The sequence below is a fragment of the Aminobacter sp. J41 genome (assembly GCF_000526635.1).
Classification (GTDB): Bacteria; Pseudomonadota; Alphaproteobacteria; order Rhizobiales; family Rhizobiaceae; genus Aerobium.
Genome location: NZ_JAGL01000048.1, coordinates 1 through 16,431, shown reverse-complemented (window position 1 = coordinate 16,431; position 16,431 = coordinate 1). Strand labels below are relative to the sequence as shown.

The 16,431-nt window shown below is 61.9% G+C and carries 17 protein-coding genes and 1 tRNA gene; 7 read left to right on the top strand and 11 right to left on the bottom strand.

Annotation, left to right across the window (positions count from 1 at the left end):
- Positions 1-557: 557 nt before the first annotated feature.
- Both L630_RS22290 and L630_RS0119005 read right to left on the bottom strand, forming a co-directional pair.
- Positions 558-2,363, bottom strand: a complete 1,806-nt coding sequence (locus L630_RS22290; protein WP_024849785.1) for an AAA family ATPase — start codon at positions 2,361-2,363, stop codon at positions 558-560.
- Positions 2,364-2,812: 449 nt separating this feature from the next.
- Positions 2,813-2,889, bottom strand: a tRNA-Pro gene (locus L630_RS0119005).
- A gap of 389 nt (positions 2,890-3,278) precedes the next feature.
- On the opposite strand from L630_RS0119005, the gene L630_RS0119000 reads away from it, so the two are divergent.
- Positions 3,279-3,944 (top strand): hypothetical protein, encoded by a 666-nt coding sequence (locus tag L630_RS0119000; protein ID WP_024849784.1) that lies wholly within the window; start codon positions 3,279-3,281, stop codon positions 3,942-3,944.
- Here the strand turns inward: L630_RS0119000 and L630_RS0118995 are convergent.
- The 6 genes from L630_RS0118995 to L630_RS0118970 all read right to left on the bottom strand — a co-directional run bounded on the left by L630_RS0118995 (position 3,932) and on the right by L630_RS0118970 (position 8,271).
- Positions 3,932-4,477 (bottom strand): MerR family transcriptional regulator, encoded by a 546-nt coding sequence (locus tag L630_RS0118995; protein ID WP_024849783.1) that lies wholly within the window; start codon positions 4,475-4,477, stop codon positions 3,932-3,934. The genes L630_RS0119000 and L630_RS0118995 overlap by 13 nt on opposite strands.
- Positions 4,478-4,572: 95 nt before the next feature.
- Positions 4,573-4,896, bottom strand: a complete 324-nt coding sequence (locus tag L630_RS0118990) for an integration host factor subunit alpha (RefSeq protein ID WP_024849782.1) — start codon at positions 4,894-4,896, stop codon at positions 4,573-4,575.
- Positions 4,897-5,022: 126 nt separating this feature from the next.
- Positions 5,023-5,994 (bottom strand): beta-ketoacyl-ACP synthase III, encoded by a 972-nt coding sequence (locus L630_RS0118985; RefSeq protein WP_024849781.1) that lies wholly within the window; start codon positions 5,992-5,994, stop codon positions 5,023-5,025.
- 3 nt (positions 5,995-5,997) lie between these two features.
- On the bottom strand, positions 5,998-7,062 hold the full coding sequence (gene plsX, locus L630_RS0118980; RefSeq protein ID WP_024849780.1) for a phosphate acyltransferase PlsX: 1,065 nt from the start codon (positions 7,060-7,062) through the stop codon (positions 5,998-6,000).
- A gap of 113 nt (positions 7,063-7,175) precedes the next feature.
- Positions 7,176-7,724 (bottom strand): DUF177 domain-containing protein, encoded by a 549-nt coding sequence (locus tag L630_RS0118975; RefSeq protein ID WP_024849779.1) that lies wholly within the window; start codon positions 7,722-7,724, stop codon positions 7,176-7,178.
- A gap of 7 nt (positions 7,725-7,731) precedes the next feature.
- Positions 7,732-8,271, bottom strand: coding sequence for a ubiquinol-cytochrome C chaperone family protein (locus L630_RS0118970; protein WP_024849778.1), 540 nt, complete (start codon positions 8,269-8,271; stop codon positions 7,732-7,734).
- A gap of 107 nt (positions 8,272-8,378) precedes the next feature.
- On the opposite strand from L630_RS0118970, the gene L630_RS0118965 reads away from it, so the two are divergent.
- Positions 8,379-8,882 carry an outer membrane protein assembly factor BamE gene (locus tag L630_RS0118965; RefSeq protein WP_024849777.1) on the top strand — a complete coding sequence of 168 codons (504 nt, stop codon included), beginning with the start codon at positions 8,379-8,381 and terminating at the stop codon, positions 8,880-8,882.
- 72 nt (positions 8,883-8,954) lie between these two features.
- Here the strand turns inward: L630_RS0118965 and L630_RS0118960 are convergent, their stop codons facing one another.
- Positions 8,955-9,311: a DUF971 domain-containing protein gene (locus tag L630_RS0118960; RefSeq protein ID WP_024849776.1), complete on the bottom strand. Its 357-nt coding sequence runs from the start codon at positions 9,309-9,311 to the stop codon at positions 8,955-8,957.
- 178 nt (positions 9,312-9,489) lie between these two features.
- Here L630_RS0118960 and moaA point away from each other — a divergent pair, with 178 nt between their 5' ends.
- The 5 genes from moaA to L630_RS0118935 all read left to right on the top strand — a co-directional run bounded on the left by moaA (position 9,490) and on the right by L630_RS0118935 (position 14,191).
- Positions 9,490-10,500: a GTP 3',8-cyclase MoaA gene (moaA, locus tag L630_RS0118955; RefSeq protein WP_024849775.1), complete on the top strand. Its 1,011-nt coding sequence runs from the start codon at positions 9,490-9,492 to the stop codon at positions 10,498-10,500.
- Between the two features lie 94 nt (positions 10,501-10,594).
- A complete protein-coding gene (locus tag L630_RS0118950; RefSeq protein ID WP_024849774.1) occupies positions 10,595-11,515 on the top strand; it encodes a DMT family transporter in 921 nt (306 codons plus the stop codon).
- 73 nt (positions 11,516-11,588) lie between these two features.
- Positions 11,589-12,791, top strand: a complete 1,203-nt coding sequence (locus L630_RS0118945) for a multidrug effflux MFS transporter (protein WP_024849773.1) — start codon at positions 11,589-11,591, stop codon at positions 12,789-12,791.
- An 8-nt stretch (positions 12,792-12,799) separates the two neighbouring features.
- Positions 12,800-13,312 (top strand): molybdopterin-guanine dinucleotide biosynthesis protein B, encoded by a 513-nt coding sequence (mobB, locus tag L630_RS0118940; protein ID WP_024849772.1) that lies wholly within the window; start codon positions 12,800-12,802, stop codon positions 13,310-13,312.
- Positions 13,313-13,321: 9 nt separating this feature from the next.
- Positions 13,322-14,191, top strand: a complete 870-nt coding sequence (locus tag L630_RS0118935) for an NAD(P)-dependent oxidoreductase (protein WP_024849771.1) — start codon at positions 13,322-13,324, stop codon at positions 14,189-14,191.
- Here the strand turns inward: L630_RS0118935 and L630_RS0118930 are convergent, their stop codons facing one another.
- Both L630_RS0118930 and L630_RS0118925 read right to left on the bottom strand, forming a co-directional pair.
- Complete coding sequence (locus L630_RS0118930; protein ID WP_024849770.1) at positions 14,192-14,977, bottom strand: ATP12 family protein; 786 nt, start codon at positions 14,975-14,977, stop codon at positions 14,192-14,194. It abuts the gene before it with no gap.
- A complete protein-coding gene (locus L630_RS0118925; protein ID WP_024849769.1) occupies positions 14,977-15,963 on the bottom strand; it encodes an RluA family pseudouridine synthase in 987 nt (328 codons plus the stop codon). The genes L630_RS0118930 and L630_RS0118925 overlap by 1 nt, the downstream gene beginning before the upstream one ends.
- Between the last annotated feature and the right edge of the window lie 468 nt (positions 15,964-16,431).

Here is a 16,431-nt window from a genome sequence, read left to right as displayed (position 1 = left end):
GTCTTTGAGGCAGGGTTGATGCTCGCCGTTAGTCTCGGCCGCAAGATGCTCCTTCGTTCCCAAAAATCTGCTCCATATACGTTGCTCCTTCGTTCTGGTTTCAGCGCGTCGTGGCGCGCGGTGCCGCGGGCGGAATCCCTGCGTGCGATTACGGAGTCGAGGGACGGACTCCGAGTGTCAGTTCAAAATGGGAGAATGGTAGGCCGACCGTCGGTGGTCGGGTTGAAGGTTAAACCTTGCCTGCGCGTGGGCGCAGGGCCACTCGGGCCCACTGGCCGTCATGGCTGTTTTGCCGGCTGGCGCCGACTTATGCCCCCGACGCTACCAACATCGCGGGGCGAGCAGCCTGATTAGACAGGTATTGTCTGGCTGCCATAACAATGACTTTGCGTCAAGTAGTGTCTAACACTCTATCGTTTCTTTTACTCAACACGGCCTGTGCGATAACGCCATCTGCGACGATGCGATTTTCTTTCAACCACACCGCAACGACGACCCATCCCCAAGGGATTGGGTCGTCATCGCAGCTGTTTTTGCGACGATTGCGACGACGCGTTCTACATCGTCGCAACTGGTCTCAGGAATTTTCGTGGATGCCTGCTTACAGGATCAATTTCCTCGGCGACCTCAAGCTCGCCGATATCGACCCAGGCGCCCAGCATCGCCTTTGCCTCGTCCCGGCTAGTTGCCAGCCCGGCCTCAAGTAGTACCTCGCCCGCCCACGGTTTCCCTTTGGGATCGGCCTTGTAGCTACTGGCCGCCAGTCGCACCTTGATGCCGGCGAGTGTTTCCGGAGAGACATGTGCCACCACGTTTCGTCGCTGCTCTGCGGCTTGCTCGGCAAGGTCTTCCTGAGAAGGCCAGCGCCAAGGCTCCACTACGCCAACTTCGTCTCCGGCCTGACCAAGCCCTTTGCCATTACCCAAGGGGACGGAAACGATACGACGCCACAGGCTCTTTCCAACGGCTACAAGGTTCACCTTTCCAAAGTCGATCCTGAAGTAACCCGCTGGCGATTCCAGCCCGACCTTCTCCGCCTCAGCCTGCGACATCGCGTTAAGAACGCGCATACTCCGCACCTTATCCTTCAACGCGCCGCCGCCACGGGCGCTATCCGCAGTCGCCTCGTTTTGTCCTTTGACTACGTGATGGATGACCTCGACGCAGCAATTCGCCCGATCAGCAACTTCGGTCCAAGCCTTTGCGACCCGCTGCATAGCACTGTTGTCGTTTTCGGGGACTTCGTGCGTCGAAACGAGCGGATCAATCACCACAACATCGATCCGACGGCGCTGAATTTCACTCACCATGTCGTCAATTACAGGCTGACAAACTTTAAAGCCTCGACCCTCCTGGCGCATCACGACAAACTCTTGATCACGGCCCGAATCGGTGAAGAGCCTGTCGGCAATCTCGTCGGCGGTAACGGCGAAATGCTTTGCCGCCGCGTGGAAGCGTCGGTCGATCTCATCCTGCGGATCCTCTGCATTCACATACCAGACGCGTAGAGGCGACGTGCGCGAGCCATCAGGGTCGAGAAGCGGTCGTCCTGTAACCATAGACAGGACCTCGGGGATGGCATGTGCAGACTTACCGCCACCGCCAGCGCCTACAGTCGATGTCAGGTAACGCCTGATGTAGTGACGACCATACAGCCATTCACGCGGTGGGATGGTGGCGGGATCACGAAGAACAAAAGGACGAGCCGTTATGGGCTTGTCCTCAGGAAGGACGACCTCCAACCCATTTACCGTTCGAAAAACGGCCTCATCGGCCGCGTTGATGAATATTTCGCCGGCGTCTCTGCCAATCACCACCGCGCTCAAGCGGTCAGCATGAAGAATGCCGCCAAACTCTCTCTGCAGACGCCGCAGCCGCTCTTCTCCGCGGGGCGCATTATCATTCGCTGGTTTCAGCGGAAATATATCCTCACGAAGCTTCTGCGCTGCCTGCGCCACCATACCAGGGTCACGCTTTTGCGGCTCGGCGCCTATATCGCGCGCGATGATAGCTTCGGCGATTGCCTCGTCGTCCGCCGAGCCCGCAATCCGCCCGTGCTGGACCTGGCCGTCGTCGTCCACCCACAACAAGTATGACGTATCGCGGGCGCAGCCGTCGATTCCGTCGACCGACACCGCAACACGTCGTGCGGTCTGATCGTCATCGGGCCATTCGTCAGCGGGAAGGCTTTCGAAAAACTCCGGTGCGGCGCGTTGCCAGTCCGGTGAACCGTCCTCCTTTGCTGGCCCGAGGACGACATTTGTTATGCAATGGCCGTGATCCCACAACCGGTCGCAAAGGCCGAATATGATGGCTTCCCGGTCTCGAGAGGAAATGGGCTTAGGCTGCGGAAAGCTTGTCATTGGCTGTACGGCCTCCCAATGCCGCCATTGCAGCGGCGGTCAGTTCTTTTGCGAAATCCGGTGTGAAGGTTGCGCATCGCTTACCCGCGACACTTGGCGCATACGTAAGGTGGGTACCGTCTGGAGCGCGTAGCAGACGAAGATTGTAAAGGCGAAGCCGTCCCTCAACCTCGACATCGAAGCGCGCTACGCAGGGAAAGCGCTCGGTGTTGGCGTAAGTTGGACACGGCACGATCGAGAGGATTCTCACTGATCCCTCCTATCAAGCCGAATTTTTGGGTGATTCCGATTCGCAGAGCAGCACGGATGCAGAACATTCGCGCTACTGCTTCGGGACTTTTCCGGGAGTTTATGTTGCGGAACAGTCGCTTTGAGCGCCTTTCGTTCCGTTTTCCACCAAGCCGATAACAACCGGCAAGGAATAAACCCCAAGGATATCAAGGAGAAAATGGTCGGAGCGGCGGGATTCGAACCCACGACCCCTTGACCCCCAGTCAAGTGCGCTACCGGGCTGCGCTACGCTCCGAACCGTCGGAACCCCTACAGATTGCGGCCCCGCTAGGCAAGGGCATTTTTCGACGAGCCAACGGAAAAAGGCTGCAGGTCCCGGGAATTGTTACAAAAGAGAACAAGATGGCGCGTCCAGTCATCGGCGAATGCGCCGCCGCCCCTCTGCGCGGCCCACGAGAGCCCCGCCCTCGGGCCGTTCGGCAACATCTTGCTGCGGTTAGCGACAAAAACAAAATACCCTTCCAAACTGCATCCAAAACGACCTGTACAGTTCTGCTCGAATTCTAATCGATATAGCTGCCGCTAAGTTAATCACTTTTTCTAAGAATTAATTATCCATATTGGCACCAACACCAACTTTACTATAACTTTTGGACAGGGTTACTGCGACGCGGGACGAGAAGCATGAGCCAGATCGAGAAGAATGCGCAGGTTGAAGACATCCTGACGGGCGTCGCGCGCACGCTGCATCACTGGCGTCGGCTTGAACGCTCGCTGCTTGACGTCCTGTCACGATGCATGGACGCCCGCGACCCGGGCGCGGCGGACATCGTGTGGGAGAACATCACTCCCTTCCCGCAGAAGCTCCGTGCCGTGTCGGACATGCTCAAGCTGCGGATCCACGACGACATGGCGCGGGACCTATGGACCCAGCTTTCTCGCATGGTTTGCGAACACAGCCGCCTGCGGCTGCAGCTCAGCCAGTACCAGATCCAGCGCGTCGATAACGCACCGCGGCTTGTTCTCAAGACCGGGGATGAAAGCGTTATCCAGCTTCCCTCGGCACGGACCGCGCAGCTTGAGGACTGGGATCCGATCTTGAGCAGCGCCCTGGAGGCAGCTCACGCCGCAAGCCTGCCGAGTGGCTATACCGCCGTCGAGATCGACGACATCGCGCAGGTCATTTCCGACCTGGCCGACAACATTTCCTGGTATAGCGACTGGGTGATCGAGTACGGGCACATACCGTCGGACTACGCACCGCCGCCGCCGCCGCTGATTTACGCCATGCTCGGCGAGCTGCAGTCGCAGGCAGCCAGCGGCAACAGCCAGCCCGCCTATCTCACCTGATCGAGCAGGCGCTTGCACTCCAGCAAATCGAACAGCGCTTCCTGAAGCAGCGCGCGATTGTCGCGCGACAGCCGGCTGTCGTCGGCACCGACCGGACCATCCTCGTCGCCCTTCACAAGGCCGAAAAAACGCCGGCCGGGCTTCACGCGTGGCTGGCCGACCAGCATCTCGCTGTCGAGGCGGGCATGCTCCTGTGCATGCTCTTCCTCGGCAGCTGCCTCCGCCTGGCGCCGCTTGGTGATGACATCAATGGCTGCCACATCGCCATTGCCGACCGCGACAAGGAACTGCACGCCGTTCTCGCGCAGCAGCTTCTGCACGCCCTTGATGGTGTAGCCCTGCTCGTAGAGCATGTGGCGGATGCCCTTGATGAGTTCGACATCCTGCGGCCGGTAATAGCGTCGGCCGCCCCCGCGCTTCATCGGCTTGATCTGCGTGAAACGCGTTTCCCAGAAACGCAGCACATGCTGCGGCAGGTCGAGTTGTTCGGCTACTTCGCTGATCGTGCGGAAAGCGTCCGGGCTCTTGTCCATGGCATCAAGCGCTCCGATTGTACGAATCGTACGATATCACAGCTACTTGGCTGCGGTCATTCAAGCAATGTGCCCGCCCGAAAGCAAAAAGGGCGCTACTTGCGCCCCTTCTTAGCTGCTTCCTGATGCGCCTGGAGTATGCGCTGTTTCAGCACATTCGATGCCTTGAAGGTCATCACCCTGCGCGGCAGGATCGGAACTTCCTCACCGGTTTTCGGATTGCGGCCCACCCGCTCGTTCTTGTCGCGCACCTGGAAGGTGGCGAAGGACGACAGCTTGACCGTCTCTCCACGCACGATCGCCTCGCAAATTTCGTCGAGCACCATCTCGACAAGCTGGGCAGATTCCGTGCGCGACAGGCCGACCTTACGGTACACGGCCTCGGCGAGGTCAGCGCGTGTTACTGTAGTTCCCCCCATCGGGTCGTCCAACCATCTCGAAGTGTTGAAAAAGGCTCAATATTCCGGGACGTTAAGGAATAGACCAGCCGAGGTCAAGCACCCCGCGCCTACAAGTTGCAACGATTCAGGTGGCTGCTGCGCGATTTACCAGCGTAGCAGGACCGCACCCCAGGTGAAGCCACCGCCCATCGCCTCGAGCAGGACGAGGTCGCCCTGCTTGATCCGTCCGTCGGCAACGGCCGTGCCGAGCGCGAGCGGCACCGAGGCCGCGGACGTGTTGCCGTGCTGATCGACGGTGATGACGACCTTCTCCGGGGCAATGCCAAGCTTCTTGGCAGAGGCGTCGATGATGCGGCGGTTGGCCTGGTGCGGGACGAACCAGTCGAGATCATCGGCGGTGATGCCGCCCTTGGCGAAGACGTCTTCGATCACGTCTGTGATCATGCCAACCGCGTGTTTGAAGACCTCACGGCCTTCCATCCGCAGATGCCCCACCGTGCCGGTGGTCGATGGGCCGCCGTCGACGTAGAGCTTTTCCTTGTGGCTGCCGTCCGCGCGCAGGCTGGACGCCAGGACACCGCGGTCGCCGATGCCGCCCTCGCCTTCCTGCAGCTCCAGCACGATCGCGCCAGCGCCGTCGCCGAACAGCACACAGGTGGTCCGGTCCTGCCAGTCGAGGATGCGCGAGAAGGTTTCGGCACCGATGACCAGCGCGCGACGATGGTTGCCGGCGCGCATAAGGGCGTCAGCCGTGGTCACCGCATAGACGAAGCCCGAGCAAACCGCCTGCATGTCGAAGGCAAAGCCGTGGTGCATGCCAAGCCGGTTCTGGATATCGACCGCCGTTGCCGGAAAGGTGTTGTTCGGCGTCGAGGTCGCGAGCACGATCAGGTCGATGTCGTCGGGCGTCAGGCCAGCATTCGCGAGTGCCGCGCGTGCAGCCGCCTCACCGAGCGAGGCCGTCGTCTCGTCCTCTGCCGCAATATGGCGCTGCTTAATGCCGGTGCGCTGGACGATCCACTCATCCGACGTCTCGACCATCGTCTCGAACTCGGCATTCTTCATGATGCGGCGCGGCAGTGCGGTACCTACCCCGCGCACGACTGATCTTAGCATGTCCTACAAATCCTCACTGACGGCGTCGTCGCCTGCCACATCACGCTTGCCGGCACTGCCATGGAACGCCTCGAGGTCGCGCCGGATGGCATCGACCAGCTTGCTTCGTCCCATGTCGTAAGCGAGCTCCACGGCAGCGGCGAAACCTTCGTCGTCTGCCCCGCCATGGCTCTTGACCACGATGCCGTTCAGTCCGAGGAACACGCCGCCATTGGCGCGGCGTACGTCCATCTTTTCCTTGACGCGCCGGAAGGCATCCCGCGCAAATATGGCGCCGATCTTGGACATCAAGGTGCGCGACATCGCCGCACGCAGATACTGTGCGATCTGCTTGGCGGTGCCTTCTGCCGTTTTGAGGGCAATGTTGCCCGCGAAACCTTCGGTCACGACCACGTCAACCGAGCCCTTGCCGATGTCATCGCCCTCGACGAAGCCGTGGTAGTCCATCGACTTCGGGTTGGCCTCGCGCAGCAAGCGCCCCGCTTCCTTGACCTCTTCCTGGCCCTTGATCTCCTCGACGCCGACATTGAGGAGGCCCACCGACGGTCGCTCGATGCCGAAGATCGACCGCGCCATCGCCGCGCCCAGAATCGCAAAGTCGATCAGCTGGTCGGCATCGGCGCCGATGGTGGCACCGACGTCGAGTACGACGCTTTCACCGTGCACGGTCGGCCAGATAGCCGCGATCGCCGGTCGCTCGATCGAGACCATCGTGCGCAGGCAGAATTTCGACATCGCCATCAGCGCACCGGTGTTACCGGCCGAGACGCAGACGTCGGCATCCCCGTTCTTCACCGCCTCGATCGCCTTCCACATCGACGACTTGTATCGGCCCTGGCGCAGCGCCTGGCTCGGCTTGTCGTCCATGCGGACAGCGATCTCGCAATGGAAAAATTCGCTGGCCTTCTCGACGCGCGGATAGCGCGCGAGCAAGGGCTTCACCGCCTCCTGGCGGCCGAAGATCAGGAAGCGGACATCCGGGCGGCGCTCGGCCACCTTGTCGAGGCCGGGAATGACAACCTCCGGCCCGTGGTCTCCGCCCATGGCGTCAATCGCGATGCGTATCAAGTGCTGGTTCGTCTCGTATCTGGTCCCCGGGCGACGGGGAGACTGGGCAAGTTCGGGCGAAAATAGCGGTTTTGGATCGCCGCACAACCGGATTTAGCAGCGATCCGCTTAAATCAGGACTTCTTCTGGAGTGCTTTCAGCTTCTCGTAAAGGGGACCGCGAGGTGCGTCCTCGTCGTCTTCGACGGACTTCACCTCAGCCCCCGGCTTGCGCGGATAGGGATCGATACCCATCGCGAAGAACTCCTCGGCGAGATGGCCGACATCAACGAAGTCGCCGCTGAACGTTTCAGGACTGTCCTCGCCCTCGGCGTCGAGCAGGATCTCACCCTCGATCGAGCGAACGGGAATGGCGAGCTTCGAGCCTTCCGGCACGTAGAGCCCGCTCACCTCCTCGTCGACGACCTGTTCGACCGGCTCGAGCGTGACAACGCAGTCCTGGACGATGTTGGCGACGACCCGGCCGGCGACCTTGACGCCGCCTTTCTTCCAGGCGGTCACATTGAGCGTCGCCTTTAGCGCATCGACCGAGCGCAGCGCATGCTCCTCGGCGAGCTGCTCGCGCTGCTCCTCATCTGCCTCGATGGTCACTTCCAGCCCGTTCTTCGGCAGGCGGGAAACCTGCACCTTGTGGCTGATGGGGCTGACCTTATCTTCAAACATCCCGCAATTACTCCGCAACGGGGAACTGGATGCGCCCTGCAAGCAGCTCGGCCTCCGGCTGGGAGGCGAGCGACTCGGATGCGCGCTCTATATAGGAAGCCAGATGGCCAACTTGAGGCCATGGCGAATTTCTTTGCGGCATGATGTTGCGCGACAGCGCGGCCATCAGCGCGTCACGGTCCTTCGCCGCCAGCGCGCGGCCATAGGAGTCCGCGCGGCCATAGAACATCTTCGCGAGCTTCTTCATGCGCTTCGGCACACCCGTGTCGCCGATGCCGAGTTCGCGCAACGAATGATCCACGTCCTTGAAGAACTCGTCGGTGATGTCCTGCGCCAGATGGAGAAGCGGGGCGGAGCCGCCGCGCGTGCGCTCGAGGAACAGGAACATGTGGATCGAGATCATCTCGTAGCGGCCGATCGGCGTGTCCGGCACATCCCACTCGGCGTAGAAACGCGGCTGCCGCGCGGATGCCACGATTGCCTCATAGAGCGAGTCCGTGACCTCGCGATTGGAGTTGCGGCGGAAAGCCCGCAGAAACTTGAACATGGCAAATGGCTTCCGGAAGGTTTCGGTGCGCAGCGCGGTTGCATCGCTTTGAAAGCTGGTTTACCGCTTTTGCCGTCCGGTGCAAGCCGTTCACGGAACACGAACTGATGGAGTTATTGGTGCGATCGCGTAACATCAAAGCGGGTGGCGTATTTGCGGTTGCCGGCCTCGCCGTTCTCCTTGCGGGCTGCAATGCAACCAACAGCCTCCAGTTGACGCCCAGCGAGACGCTGACCCACGGCTACGTCATCGACCAGGCGATGATCGACATGGTTCCGGTTGGCTCGAGCCGCGAACAGGTTCTGCTTGCACTTGGCTCGCCTTCCACCACGGCGACCTTCGATAATGAAGTTCTTTATTACATCTCGCAGACCCGCAAGCGCCCGATCGCGTTCATGAATCCCAAGGTCGTCGACCAGCAGGTGCTGGCGATCTACCTGAATAAGGAAGGCCGCGTCGAAAAGGTCGCGCACTACGGCATGCAGGACGGCAAGGTGTTCGACTTCATCTCGCGCACGACGCCGACGGGCGGCAAGGACCAGAGCTTCATCGGCCAGCTCATCACCGGCGTTGCCGGTGGCGCACCGCAATTGCCGAGTGCCGGCCGCTAAAGCAAGCACCGGCCAGATACAGCAAAGGCGCGTCACCGACGCGCCTTTTTTTGTTGCCTGACGGCCCCTCGCCTATCGCGGCTCGCGCGAAAGCCCCTTGTCCGCAAGCTCGTCGAGATACGCCTGCCAGCGGGCTTCCTTTTCGTGCCCGAGTTCGTGAAAGTAGCCCCAGGTGTAAATGCCGCTGTCGTGGAAATCGCTGAAGGTGATGCGCACTGCGTAGTTGCCCACCGGCTCGATCTTCGTGATCGTGACATCCTTCTTACCGGGGACCGTCACCCGCTGGTCAGGCGAATGCCCCTGTACTTCTGCGGATGGCGACAGAACGCGCAGCAGCTCCGCAGTAAACTCGAAAGGCTGATGGCCGGGAAAGGTGACAGTCAGCAGGCGCCTGTCCTTCGACACGCGCAGCTCGCTCGGGGCACTCATCAAATAACCTCAATACAATGCATACTAGTGTGAACTTAGCCTGCGGCTCGCCGCCTTGCCAGATTGATGCTGCGTGTCACCCTTGAATTAGCTGGCGGATTGTCCGACATTGATTGAAACAGGAGGCGGTGCCGCAAGGTGACAAGCGCACATCGGCGGGCGGAGAATGCGTGATCCAATGACGTTTGGCAGCGGCAACATGATCGATCCGTTCGGGCGGTCGATCACCTATTTGCGTGTCTCTGTGACGGACCGCTGTGATTTCCGCTGCACCTACTGCATGGCGGAAGACATGACCTTCCTGCCGAAGAAAGACTTGCTGACGCTCGAGGAGCTTGAGCGTCTGTGTTCCGTCTTCATTTCCAAGGGTGTGCGTAAGCTGCGCCTCACTGGCGGTGAACCGCTGGTGCGTCGCAATGTGATGCATCTTGTCCGCGACCTTTCCCGCCACCTCAAAACGGGTGAGCTGGAGGAACTGACGCTGACGACAAACGGCTCGCAACTTGCGCGCTTCGCCACCGAACTTGCCGACTGCGGCGTTCGACGCATCAACGTCTCGCTCGACACGCTCGACCCGCAGAAGTTCCGGGAGATCACCCGCTGGGGCGACTTCTCGAAGGTGATGAGCGGCATCGACGCAGCACAGGCTGCCGGCCTCAAGATCAAGATCAACGCGGTCGCGCTCAAGGGCTTCAACGATCAGGAGATCCCGGACATGCTGCGCTGGGCGCATGGCCGCGGCATGGACCTGACCGTGATCGAGACCATGCCGATGGGCGAGATCGACGCCGACCGCACGGATCAGTACCTGCCACTGTCAAAGCTGCGAGCCGACCTTGAGCGTCAGTTCACGCTCACCGACATTCCCTACAAGACTGGCGGCCCTGCCCGCTACGTCGAGGTCAAGGAAACGGGGGGGCGTGTCGGCTTCATCACCCCAATGACGCACAATTTCTGCGAAAGCTGCAACCGCGTTCGTCTCACCTGCACCGGCACCCTCTACATGTGCCTCGGCCAGGAAGACGCAGCCGACCTGAGGGCCGCGCTCCGGGCGTCCGAGGGCGACGAGGCCGTTTCGCGCGCCATCGATGAAGCGATCGGCCGCAAGCCGAAGGGGCATGACTTCGTCATCGACCGGCGTACCCGGAAGCCTTCCGTCTCCCGCCACATGAGCGTTACCGGCGGCTGAACGCGGATGGCCCATTCGTTGGGCCTATCTGTCCGTTGCAGAATGCCAGGAGACGCCCTACTCCTTCCGCGTCTCGGCGTTTTCGGAGCCTGCCTTGCCACTCTCCCCCAATACGCGCAGCGCGATCTTCATGATTGTCGCTATGGCTGGCTTTACGATCAGCGACGCCATTTCGAAATATGTTATCGGTCCCATGAATGTCGGCCAGCTGCTCTTCGTGCGCGGCTGCGCGGCAACGCTGCTCATCGGCCTGCTTACCTGGCACCAGGGCTTCTTCCGAAACTGGAAGCAACTGCTGCACATGAGCGTGCTGTGGCGCGGCATCGGCGAAGTCGGCGCGACCATGACCTTTATGGCGGCGCTGTCGCACATGCCGCTCGCCAACGTCCACGCGATCATGCAGGCTCTGCCGCTGGCCGTGACCATGGGCGCGGCACTGTTCCTGGGCGAAATGGTCGGCTGGCGCCGCTGGCTGGCAATCGCCGCCGGCTTTACCGGCGTGATGATCGTCGTGCGCCCCGGCATGGAGGGCTTTAACGCCTACTCCGTTCTGACGCTTATCTCCGTCTCGTTCTGCGCCGTGCGCGACCTTGCCACCAGCCGCATTCCGCGCGAGGTGCCATCCATGCTGGTTTCGACGCTCACCGCAGCGATCGTCACCATCGCAGGCGCAGTCATTATCGTCCCGCTCGGTGGCTGGCGGCCGATGAGCGGCTTCCACTTCTCGATCATCATGTCGGCAGCGGTCGTGCTGCTGTTCGGCTACCAGTTCCTTATCATGTCGATGCGCGAGGGCAACGTCTCCTTCGTTGCACCCTTCCGCTATACGGCGCTGCTCTGGGCGATCGCACTCGGTTTCATCGTCTTCGGCGATATTCCGGATGCAGTTACTCTAACGGGCGCCGCGATCATCATCGCCTCGGGCATCTACACGCTCTACCGCGAGCGCAAGGTCGGCAAGAAGAAGATGGCGGCCCAGAGCACCGGGCCAAGCATGGCACCTGACGGGCTCTGAAACGCATCGGGGATTGCCCCGGCCGCCATGCCGGAGAATATTTAGCGTATTAACTTTTTCGAATCGGAATGCCATGCCGTCCTTCCCAAACCGGGTCACGCCTCCGCACATCGTGACGTTGACGCTGTCGGCCTCCATCGGCCCGCTGGCGATGAACATGTTCCTCCCGTCGCTTCCGGGAATGGCGCGGTATTTCGCCGCCGATTACTCGGTCATGCAGCTGACGGTAACCCTCTACCTGTTTTCACAGGCCTTCATCCAGCTGTTCATCGGCCCGGCCTCCGACCGCTTCGGCCGCCGGCCGGTAATGCTGTTTTCGCTGATCACCTTCGTCATCGGCACCATCGTCGCGCTGTTTGCGCCGACAATCGAAGTGCTGCTCTTCGCCCGCGTGCTGCAAGCTTTTGCGGCAGGAGGCATGGTGCTGGCCCGTGCCATGGTTCGCGACACGGTCGCCACCAACGAGGCGGCGAGCAAGATTGCTTACATCACCATGGGCATGGCCTTCGTGCCAACTATTACGCCTGTGATCGGCGGGATGCTCGACGTCGCCTATGGCTGGCAGGCTTCCTTCATTACCATGCTTGCCTTTGGCATCCTCAGCATTGTCCTGGTCTGGATAGACCTTGGCGAGACGAACCGGGTGCGTTCCTCCAGCATGGCGGCCCAGTTCCGCAGCTATCCGGAGCTGCTGACGTCGCGCCGCTTCTGGGGTTATTCCGCCACGGCCGCCTTCACGACCGGCACCTTCTTCGCCTTCCTCGGCGGCGGCCCGTTCGTCGCAACAGAAATCCTCGGCCTCGGCCCCGCCGCCTACGGCTTCTATTTCGGCATCATGTCGATGGGCTACATCATCGGCAACTTCCTGTCGGGCCGCTACACCATGCGGCTCGGTGTCGATGTGATGATGCTGAGCGGCAATGCCCTCGCCCTCGTTGCGATGATCGTCTCACTCATCCTCTTCTTCGCCGGATTCGACCACCCGCTGTCGCTGTTCCTGCCCGCAGGGCTCGTCGGCGTCGGCAACGGCCTTGCGCTACCCAGCACCAATGCGGGCATCGTCAGCGTGCGCCCGCATCTTGCCGGTAGCGCGTCGGGCCTCGGCGGCGCGTTGCAGATTGCCGGCGGCGCGGCTCTGTCCGTGATGGCGGGGCTGCTGATCTCGCGCGAAACGGGTCCCTACCCGCTCCTCTGGCTGATGGTGATTTCGTCCTTTGCATCCGTGCTGACTTCCCTGTACGTCAGGAGTGTATCCAGAAGGCAGGAGCACGGTTGAGGCAGGTCGTGGAACAGCGGGTCATCGGCATCTCGGGCTGGAAGAACTCGGGCAAGACGACACTGACGGAGCGGTTGGTCGCGGAGCTCACCGCCCGGGGCCGCAAGGTCTCAACCATCAAGCACGCCCATCACGACGCCGATGTCGACCACGAAGGCACCGACAGTTTTCGCCACCGCGCCGCAGGTGCGAGCGAGGTTCTGCTGGCGACTGGCCGCCGCTGGGCGCTGATGCACGAGCTGCGTGACGAGGGAGAGCCGGCGCTCGAGGAGCTGCTGGTGAAACTCTCGCCCTGCGACATCGTTCTGGTCGAGGGCTTCAAGAAAGACGCGCATCCGAAGATCGAGGTCAGGCGGCTGGAAGCGCGCTTCCGCTCGCCGCTGCCCGCGTCCATGAACATCATCGCCATCGCGGCGGATCATGAGGTCGGGGACGCTACGGTCCCCGTCTTCGACCTGAACGACATTTCTGCGATCGCCGACTTCATCGAAGGGGCGGCTGGACTTGCACGACACGGATAGGAGGAGCGGATGGCAAAGGTTGCGTTTCTTGGATTGGGCGTCATGGGTTATCCGATGGCGCGGCACCTCGCGGAAAAGGGCGGCCATGTGGTGACGGTCTACAACCGCACCAAGGCGAAGGCAGAAAAGTGGGTCGCCGAGAATGGTGGCCACTTCGCCAGAACGCCCGCTGAGGCTGCACGGGACCAGGATTTCGTCTTCGCCTGCGTCGGCAACGACAATGACCTGCGCGAAGTGACGCTCGGCCCGGATGGTGCCTTCAGCACCATGAAGAAGGGCGCGATCTTCATCGACAACACCACCGCCTCGGCCGAAGTGGCGCGAGAGCTCTATGCGGCCGCGAAGGAGCGCGGCTTCGACTTCATCGACGCGCCGGTTTCCGGCGGCCAGGCTGGCGCCGAAAACGGCGTGCTCACCGTCATGTGCGGCGGCGATGAGGATGTCTTCAACCGTGCCCGGCCCGTGATCGACGCGTATGCACGCATGGTCGGCCTGATGGGCCCCGTCGGTTCCGGCCAACTCACCAAGATGGTCAACCAGATCTGCATTGGCGGCTTGCTGCAGGGCCTCGCCGAAGGCATCCACTTCGGCAAGAAGGCGGGCCTCGACATCGAGAAGGTGGTTGAGGTGATCTCGAAAGGCGCAGCGGGCTCGTGGCAGATGGAGAACCGCCACAAGACGATGAACGAGGGCCGCTACGACTTCGGCTTCGCGATCGACTGGATGCGCAAGGACCTCGCGATCTGCCTTGGGGAAGCCGACCGCAACGGCGCCAAGCTCCCGGTCACCGCGCTGATCGACCAGTTCTACAAGGAAGTGCAGGAGATGGGAGGCGGCCGCTGGGACACATCGGCCCTGCTCGCCCGCCTCGAAAAGTAATCAGGCCGAAAGCGCCTGGCAGGTCTTCAGGGCGGCGTCGAAATCGCGCCGCCTGTTTCTTTCGCGCTCCATAGCCTCGGCGTCCTCGCCCCAGTGCTCGGAGGTCCAGCGCTCGTCGAGATGCGCGGCTTCCCACACATCGTCGGCCGAGAACGCGCCGGCTTCAGCCGCCAGCGCCAGCAGCGCCGAGCCGGTGATCGACGTCATGGTGTGGATTGCAGCAAGCCGGAACGGCTCCTCACGCTGCAGCAGCCAGTTGCGTATCGCGTCCAGCGTCTCCGCCGGCTGCTCTACGTGCATGACGCCTTCGGCCAGGTAGAAGCGCGCGCCGAGCGCGGTCTTCGCCCATTCCAGAACCGGATCCCAAGTTTTGCTCTGGCGCTCGACCAGCCGTTCGGGGCCTTCGGCGCGGTAGCAGAGCAGGTCGGACGAGGCGTACTTCACCACGTCTTCCAGCACCGCGCGCATTTCCGGCAGCACGCCGTCGATCGCCGAGTTGGCAAGGCGCAGCACCGGCATGCTGATCGGGACGATGTGCTCATCCTGCGCGGCGAACTCGTCAGCGACCAGCTTTGCCAGCGCCTCGGTGGGAAGCGCGAGCACTGCCCTTCCCGGCGTGCGCACCGGACGGCCGTCGAGCTGGACGGCAAAGCCTTCACCCACCACGGCCACCGCCGCTTCCTTGTAGAACCGCTTCGGGTATTGCGGCTTCAGGCTCGCCTGCGCGCGCTTGATCGGATCCGGATCTTTCGGGTCCGGAATGTCACCGTCAAACAGGCCGCTCATCATTCTTCCTCTGCAGTTGCCTCATCAAAGCCGAGCAGGTTCCAGCTCTGGCGCATGTGCGGCGGCAGCGGCGCGGTGATGTCGATCACGCCCTTGCCATCCGGATGCGGGATAACGATCCGGCGCGCATGCAGATGTAGTCGATTCTGGATTCCGCCCGGAAATTCCCAGTTGGTGTCCGCCTCGAAGTACTTTGGGTCGCCGATTATCGGGCAACCGATATGGGCGGCGTGGACGCGCAGCTGGTGCGTGCGGCCGGTATGCGGCTCCATCTCCAGCCAGGTCAGCGACTGGCCGGCCTGGTCGACGATGCGGTAGTTGGAGACTGCGTGATCGGCCCCGTCCTCGCCATGCTTGGCGATGCGGACACGGTCACCATCCGGAGTCTGTTCCTTGACCAGCCAGGTCGAGATGCGGCCTTCCCGCTTCTTCGGCACGCCCTTAACGAGAGCCCAGTAGGTCTTCTGGGCATCGCGGCCCCGAAACGCCTCAGCAAGCTTCATCGCGGCAAGGCGCGAGCGGGCAACGACCAGCACGCCAGACGTATCGCGGTCGAGACGATGCACCAGGCGCGGCTTTTCGCCCTTCTTGTTGCGGAATGCTTCCAGCATGTCGTCGACATGGCGCACGACGCCCGAGCCGCCCTGCACCGCAAGACCGGATGGCTTGTTGAAAACGAACACGGACGGGTCTTCGTACAGCATCATCTTCCGGAGGACGGAGCCGTCGTCCTGGCTGCGGATGCTCTTTGCCGTAAGCGGCTCGTCGCCCTTCCGGTCGACGCCGAGCGGGGGAACGCGCACGACCTGCCCAGGCTCAAGCCGGGTGTCGGTCTTGGCGCGGCCGCCATCGACGCGGATCTGTCCCGAGCGCAGCAGCTTCTGCAGGTGCCCGAAGCCGAGCCCCGGAAAATGTGTCTTGAACCAGCGATCGAGTCGCATGCCCGCCTCGCCCTGCTCGACGGTAATCTGTTCTACGCCTGCCATGTGGTGCCAACCTTCGTATCAAGCGGGCCAGATAGCATCAGGCGAGCAATTTCGCGAGCCACAAAGCGAAAATGGCCTGTTTGTAGCTGGGGGGCGGCTAATGTGCCTTCATTACAGACCACGCGCTACCCCCTGCCTCCTTTGTCATGCCACGCGGTTCCACGCTCATTTCCGCCTTCGTCATGCCAGGGCTTGACCGTGGCATCCTGTGTGTTTGCTGAGGTGTAGAATGGTTGCGGGAAGGAGGCCGNNGGNATCCTGGTCGCCTCCGCTTGGGAAAGCAGACCGTGGCATGGCCTGGCCCCTTCCCGCAGTGCTGCTTTGAACCTGAACAGTTGCACGAGGCTGCTTACCCAGACCTCGCACCACAGGAACAGGCCCCATGACCTTACACCCAAACTTCATCGGCTGCGACGTCTCCAAAGACACCCTCGATCTCTTCGATCCCGAAAGCGGGCGCTACCGGCG

Bases quoted from the DNA above. Each gene is read 5' to 3' on its own strand.
- L630_RS0118960 (WP_024849776.1), bottom strand. From the start codon at position 9,311: ATGAGTGCCCCGAGCGAGCTGCGCGTGTCGAAGGACAGGCGCCTGCTG.
- L630_RS0118985 (WP_024849781.1), bottom strand. From the start codon at position 5,994: ATGCTAAGATCAGTCGTGCGCGGGGTAGGTACCGCACTGCCGCGCCGC.
- L630_RS0118975 (WP_024849779.1), bottom strand. From the start codon at position 7,724: ATGTTTGAAGATAAGGTCAGCCCCATCAGCCACAAGGTGCAGGTTTCC.
- L630_RS0118925 (WP_024849769.1), bottom strand. From the start codon at position 15,963: ATGGCAGGCGTAGAACAGATTACCGTCGAGCAGGGCGAGGCGGGCATG.
- L630_RS0118990 (WP_024849782.1), bottom strand. From the start codon at position 4,896: ATGGGGGGAACTACAGTAACACGCGCTGACCTCGCCGAGGCCGTGTAC.
- moaA (WP_024849775.1), top strand. From the start codon at position 9,490: ATGACGTTTGGCAGCGGCAACATGATCGATCCGTTCGGGCGGTCGATC.
- L630_RS0118945 (WP_024849773.1), top strand. From the start codon at position 11,589: ATGCCGTCCTTCCCAAACCGGGTCACGCCTCCGCACATCGTGACGTTG.
- L630_RS0119000 (WP_024849784.1), top strand. From the start codon at position 3,279: ATGAGCCAGATCGAGAAGAATGCGCAGGTTGAAGACATCCTGACGGGC.
- L630_RS0118995 (WP_024849783.1), bottom strand. From the start codon at position 4,477: ATGGACAAGAGCCCGGACGCTTTCCGCACGATCAGCGAAGTAGCCGAA.
- L630_RS22290 (WP_024849785.1), bottom strand. From the start codon at position 2,363: ATGACAAGCTTTCCGCAGCCTAAGCCCATTTCCTCTCGAGACCGGGAA.
- L630_RS0118935 (WP_024849771.1), top strand. From the start codon at position 13,322: ATGGCAAAGGTTGCGTTTCTTGGATTGGGCGTCATGGGTTATCCGATG.
- L630_RS0118970 (WP_024849778.1), bottom strand. From the start codon at position 8,271: ATGTTCAAGTTTCTGCGGGCTTTCCGCCGCAACTCCAATCGCGAGGTC.
- L630_RS0118930 (WP_024849770.1), bottom strand. From the start codon at position 14,977: ATGAGCGGCCTGTTTGACGGTGACATTCCGGACCCGAAAGATCCGGAT.
- L630_RS0118965 (WP_024849777.1), top strand. From the start codon at position 8,379: ATGGAGTTATTGGTGCGATCGCGTAACATCAAAGCGGGTGGCGTATTT.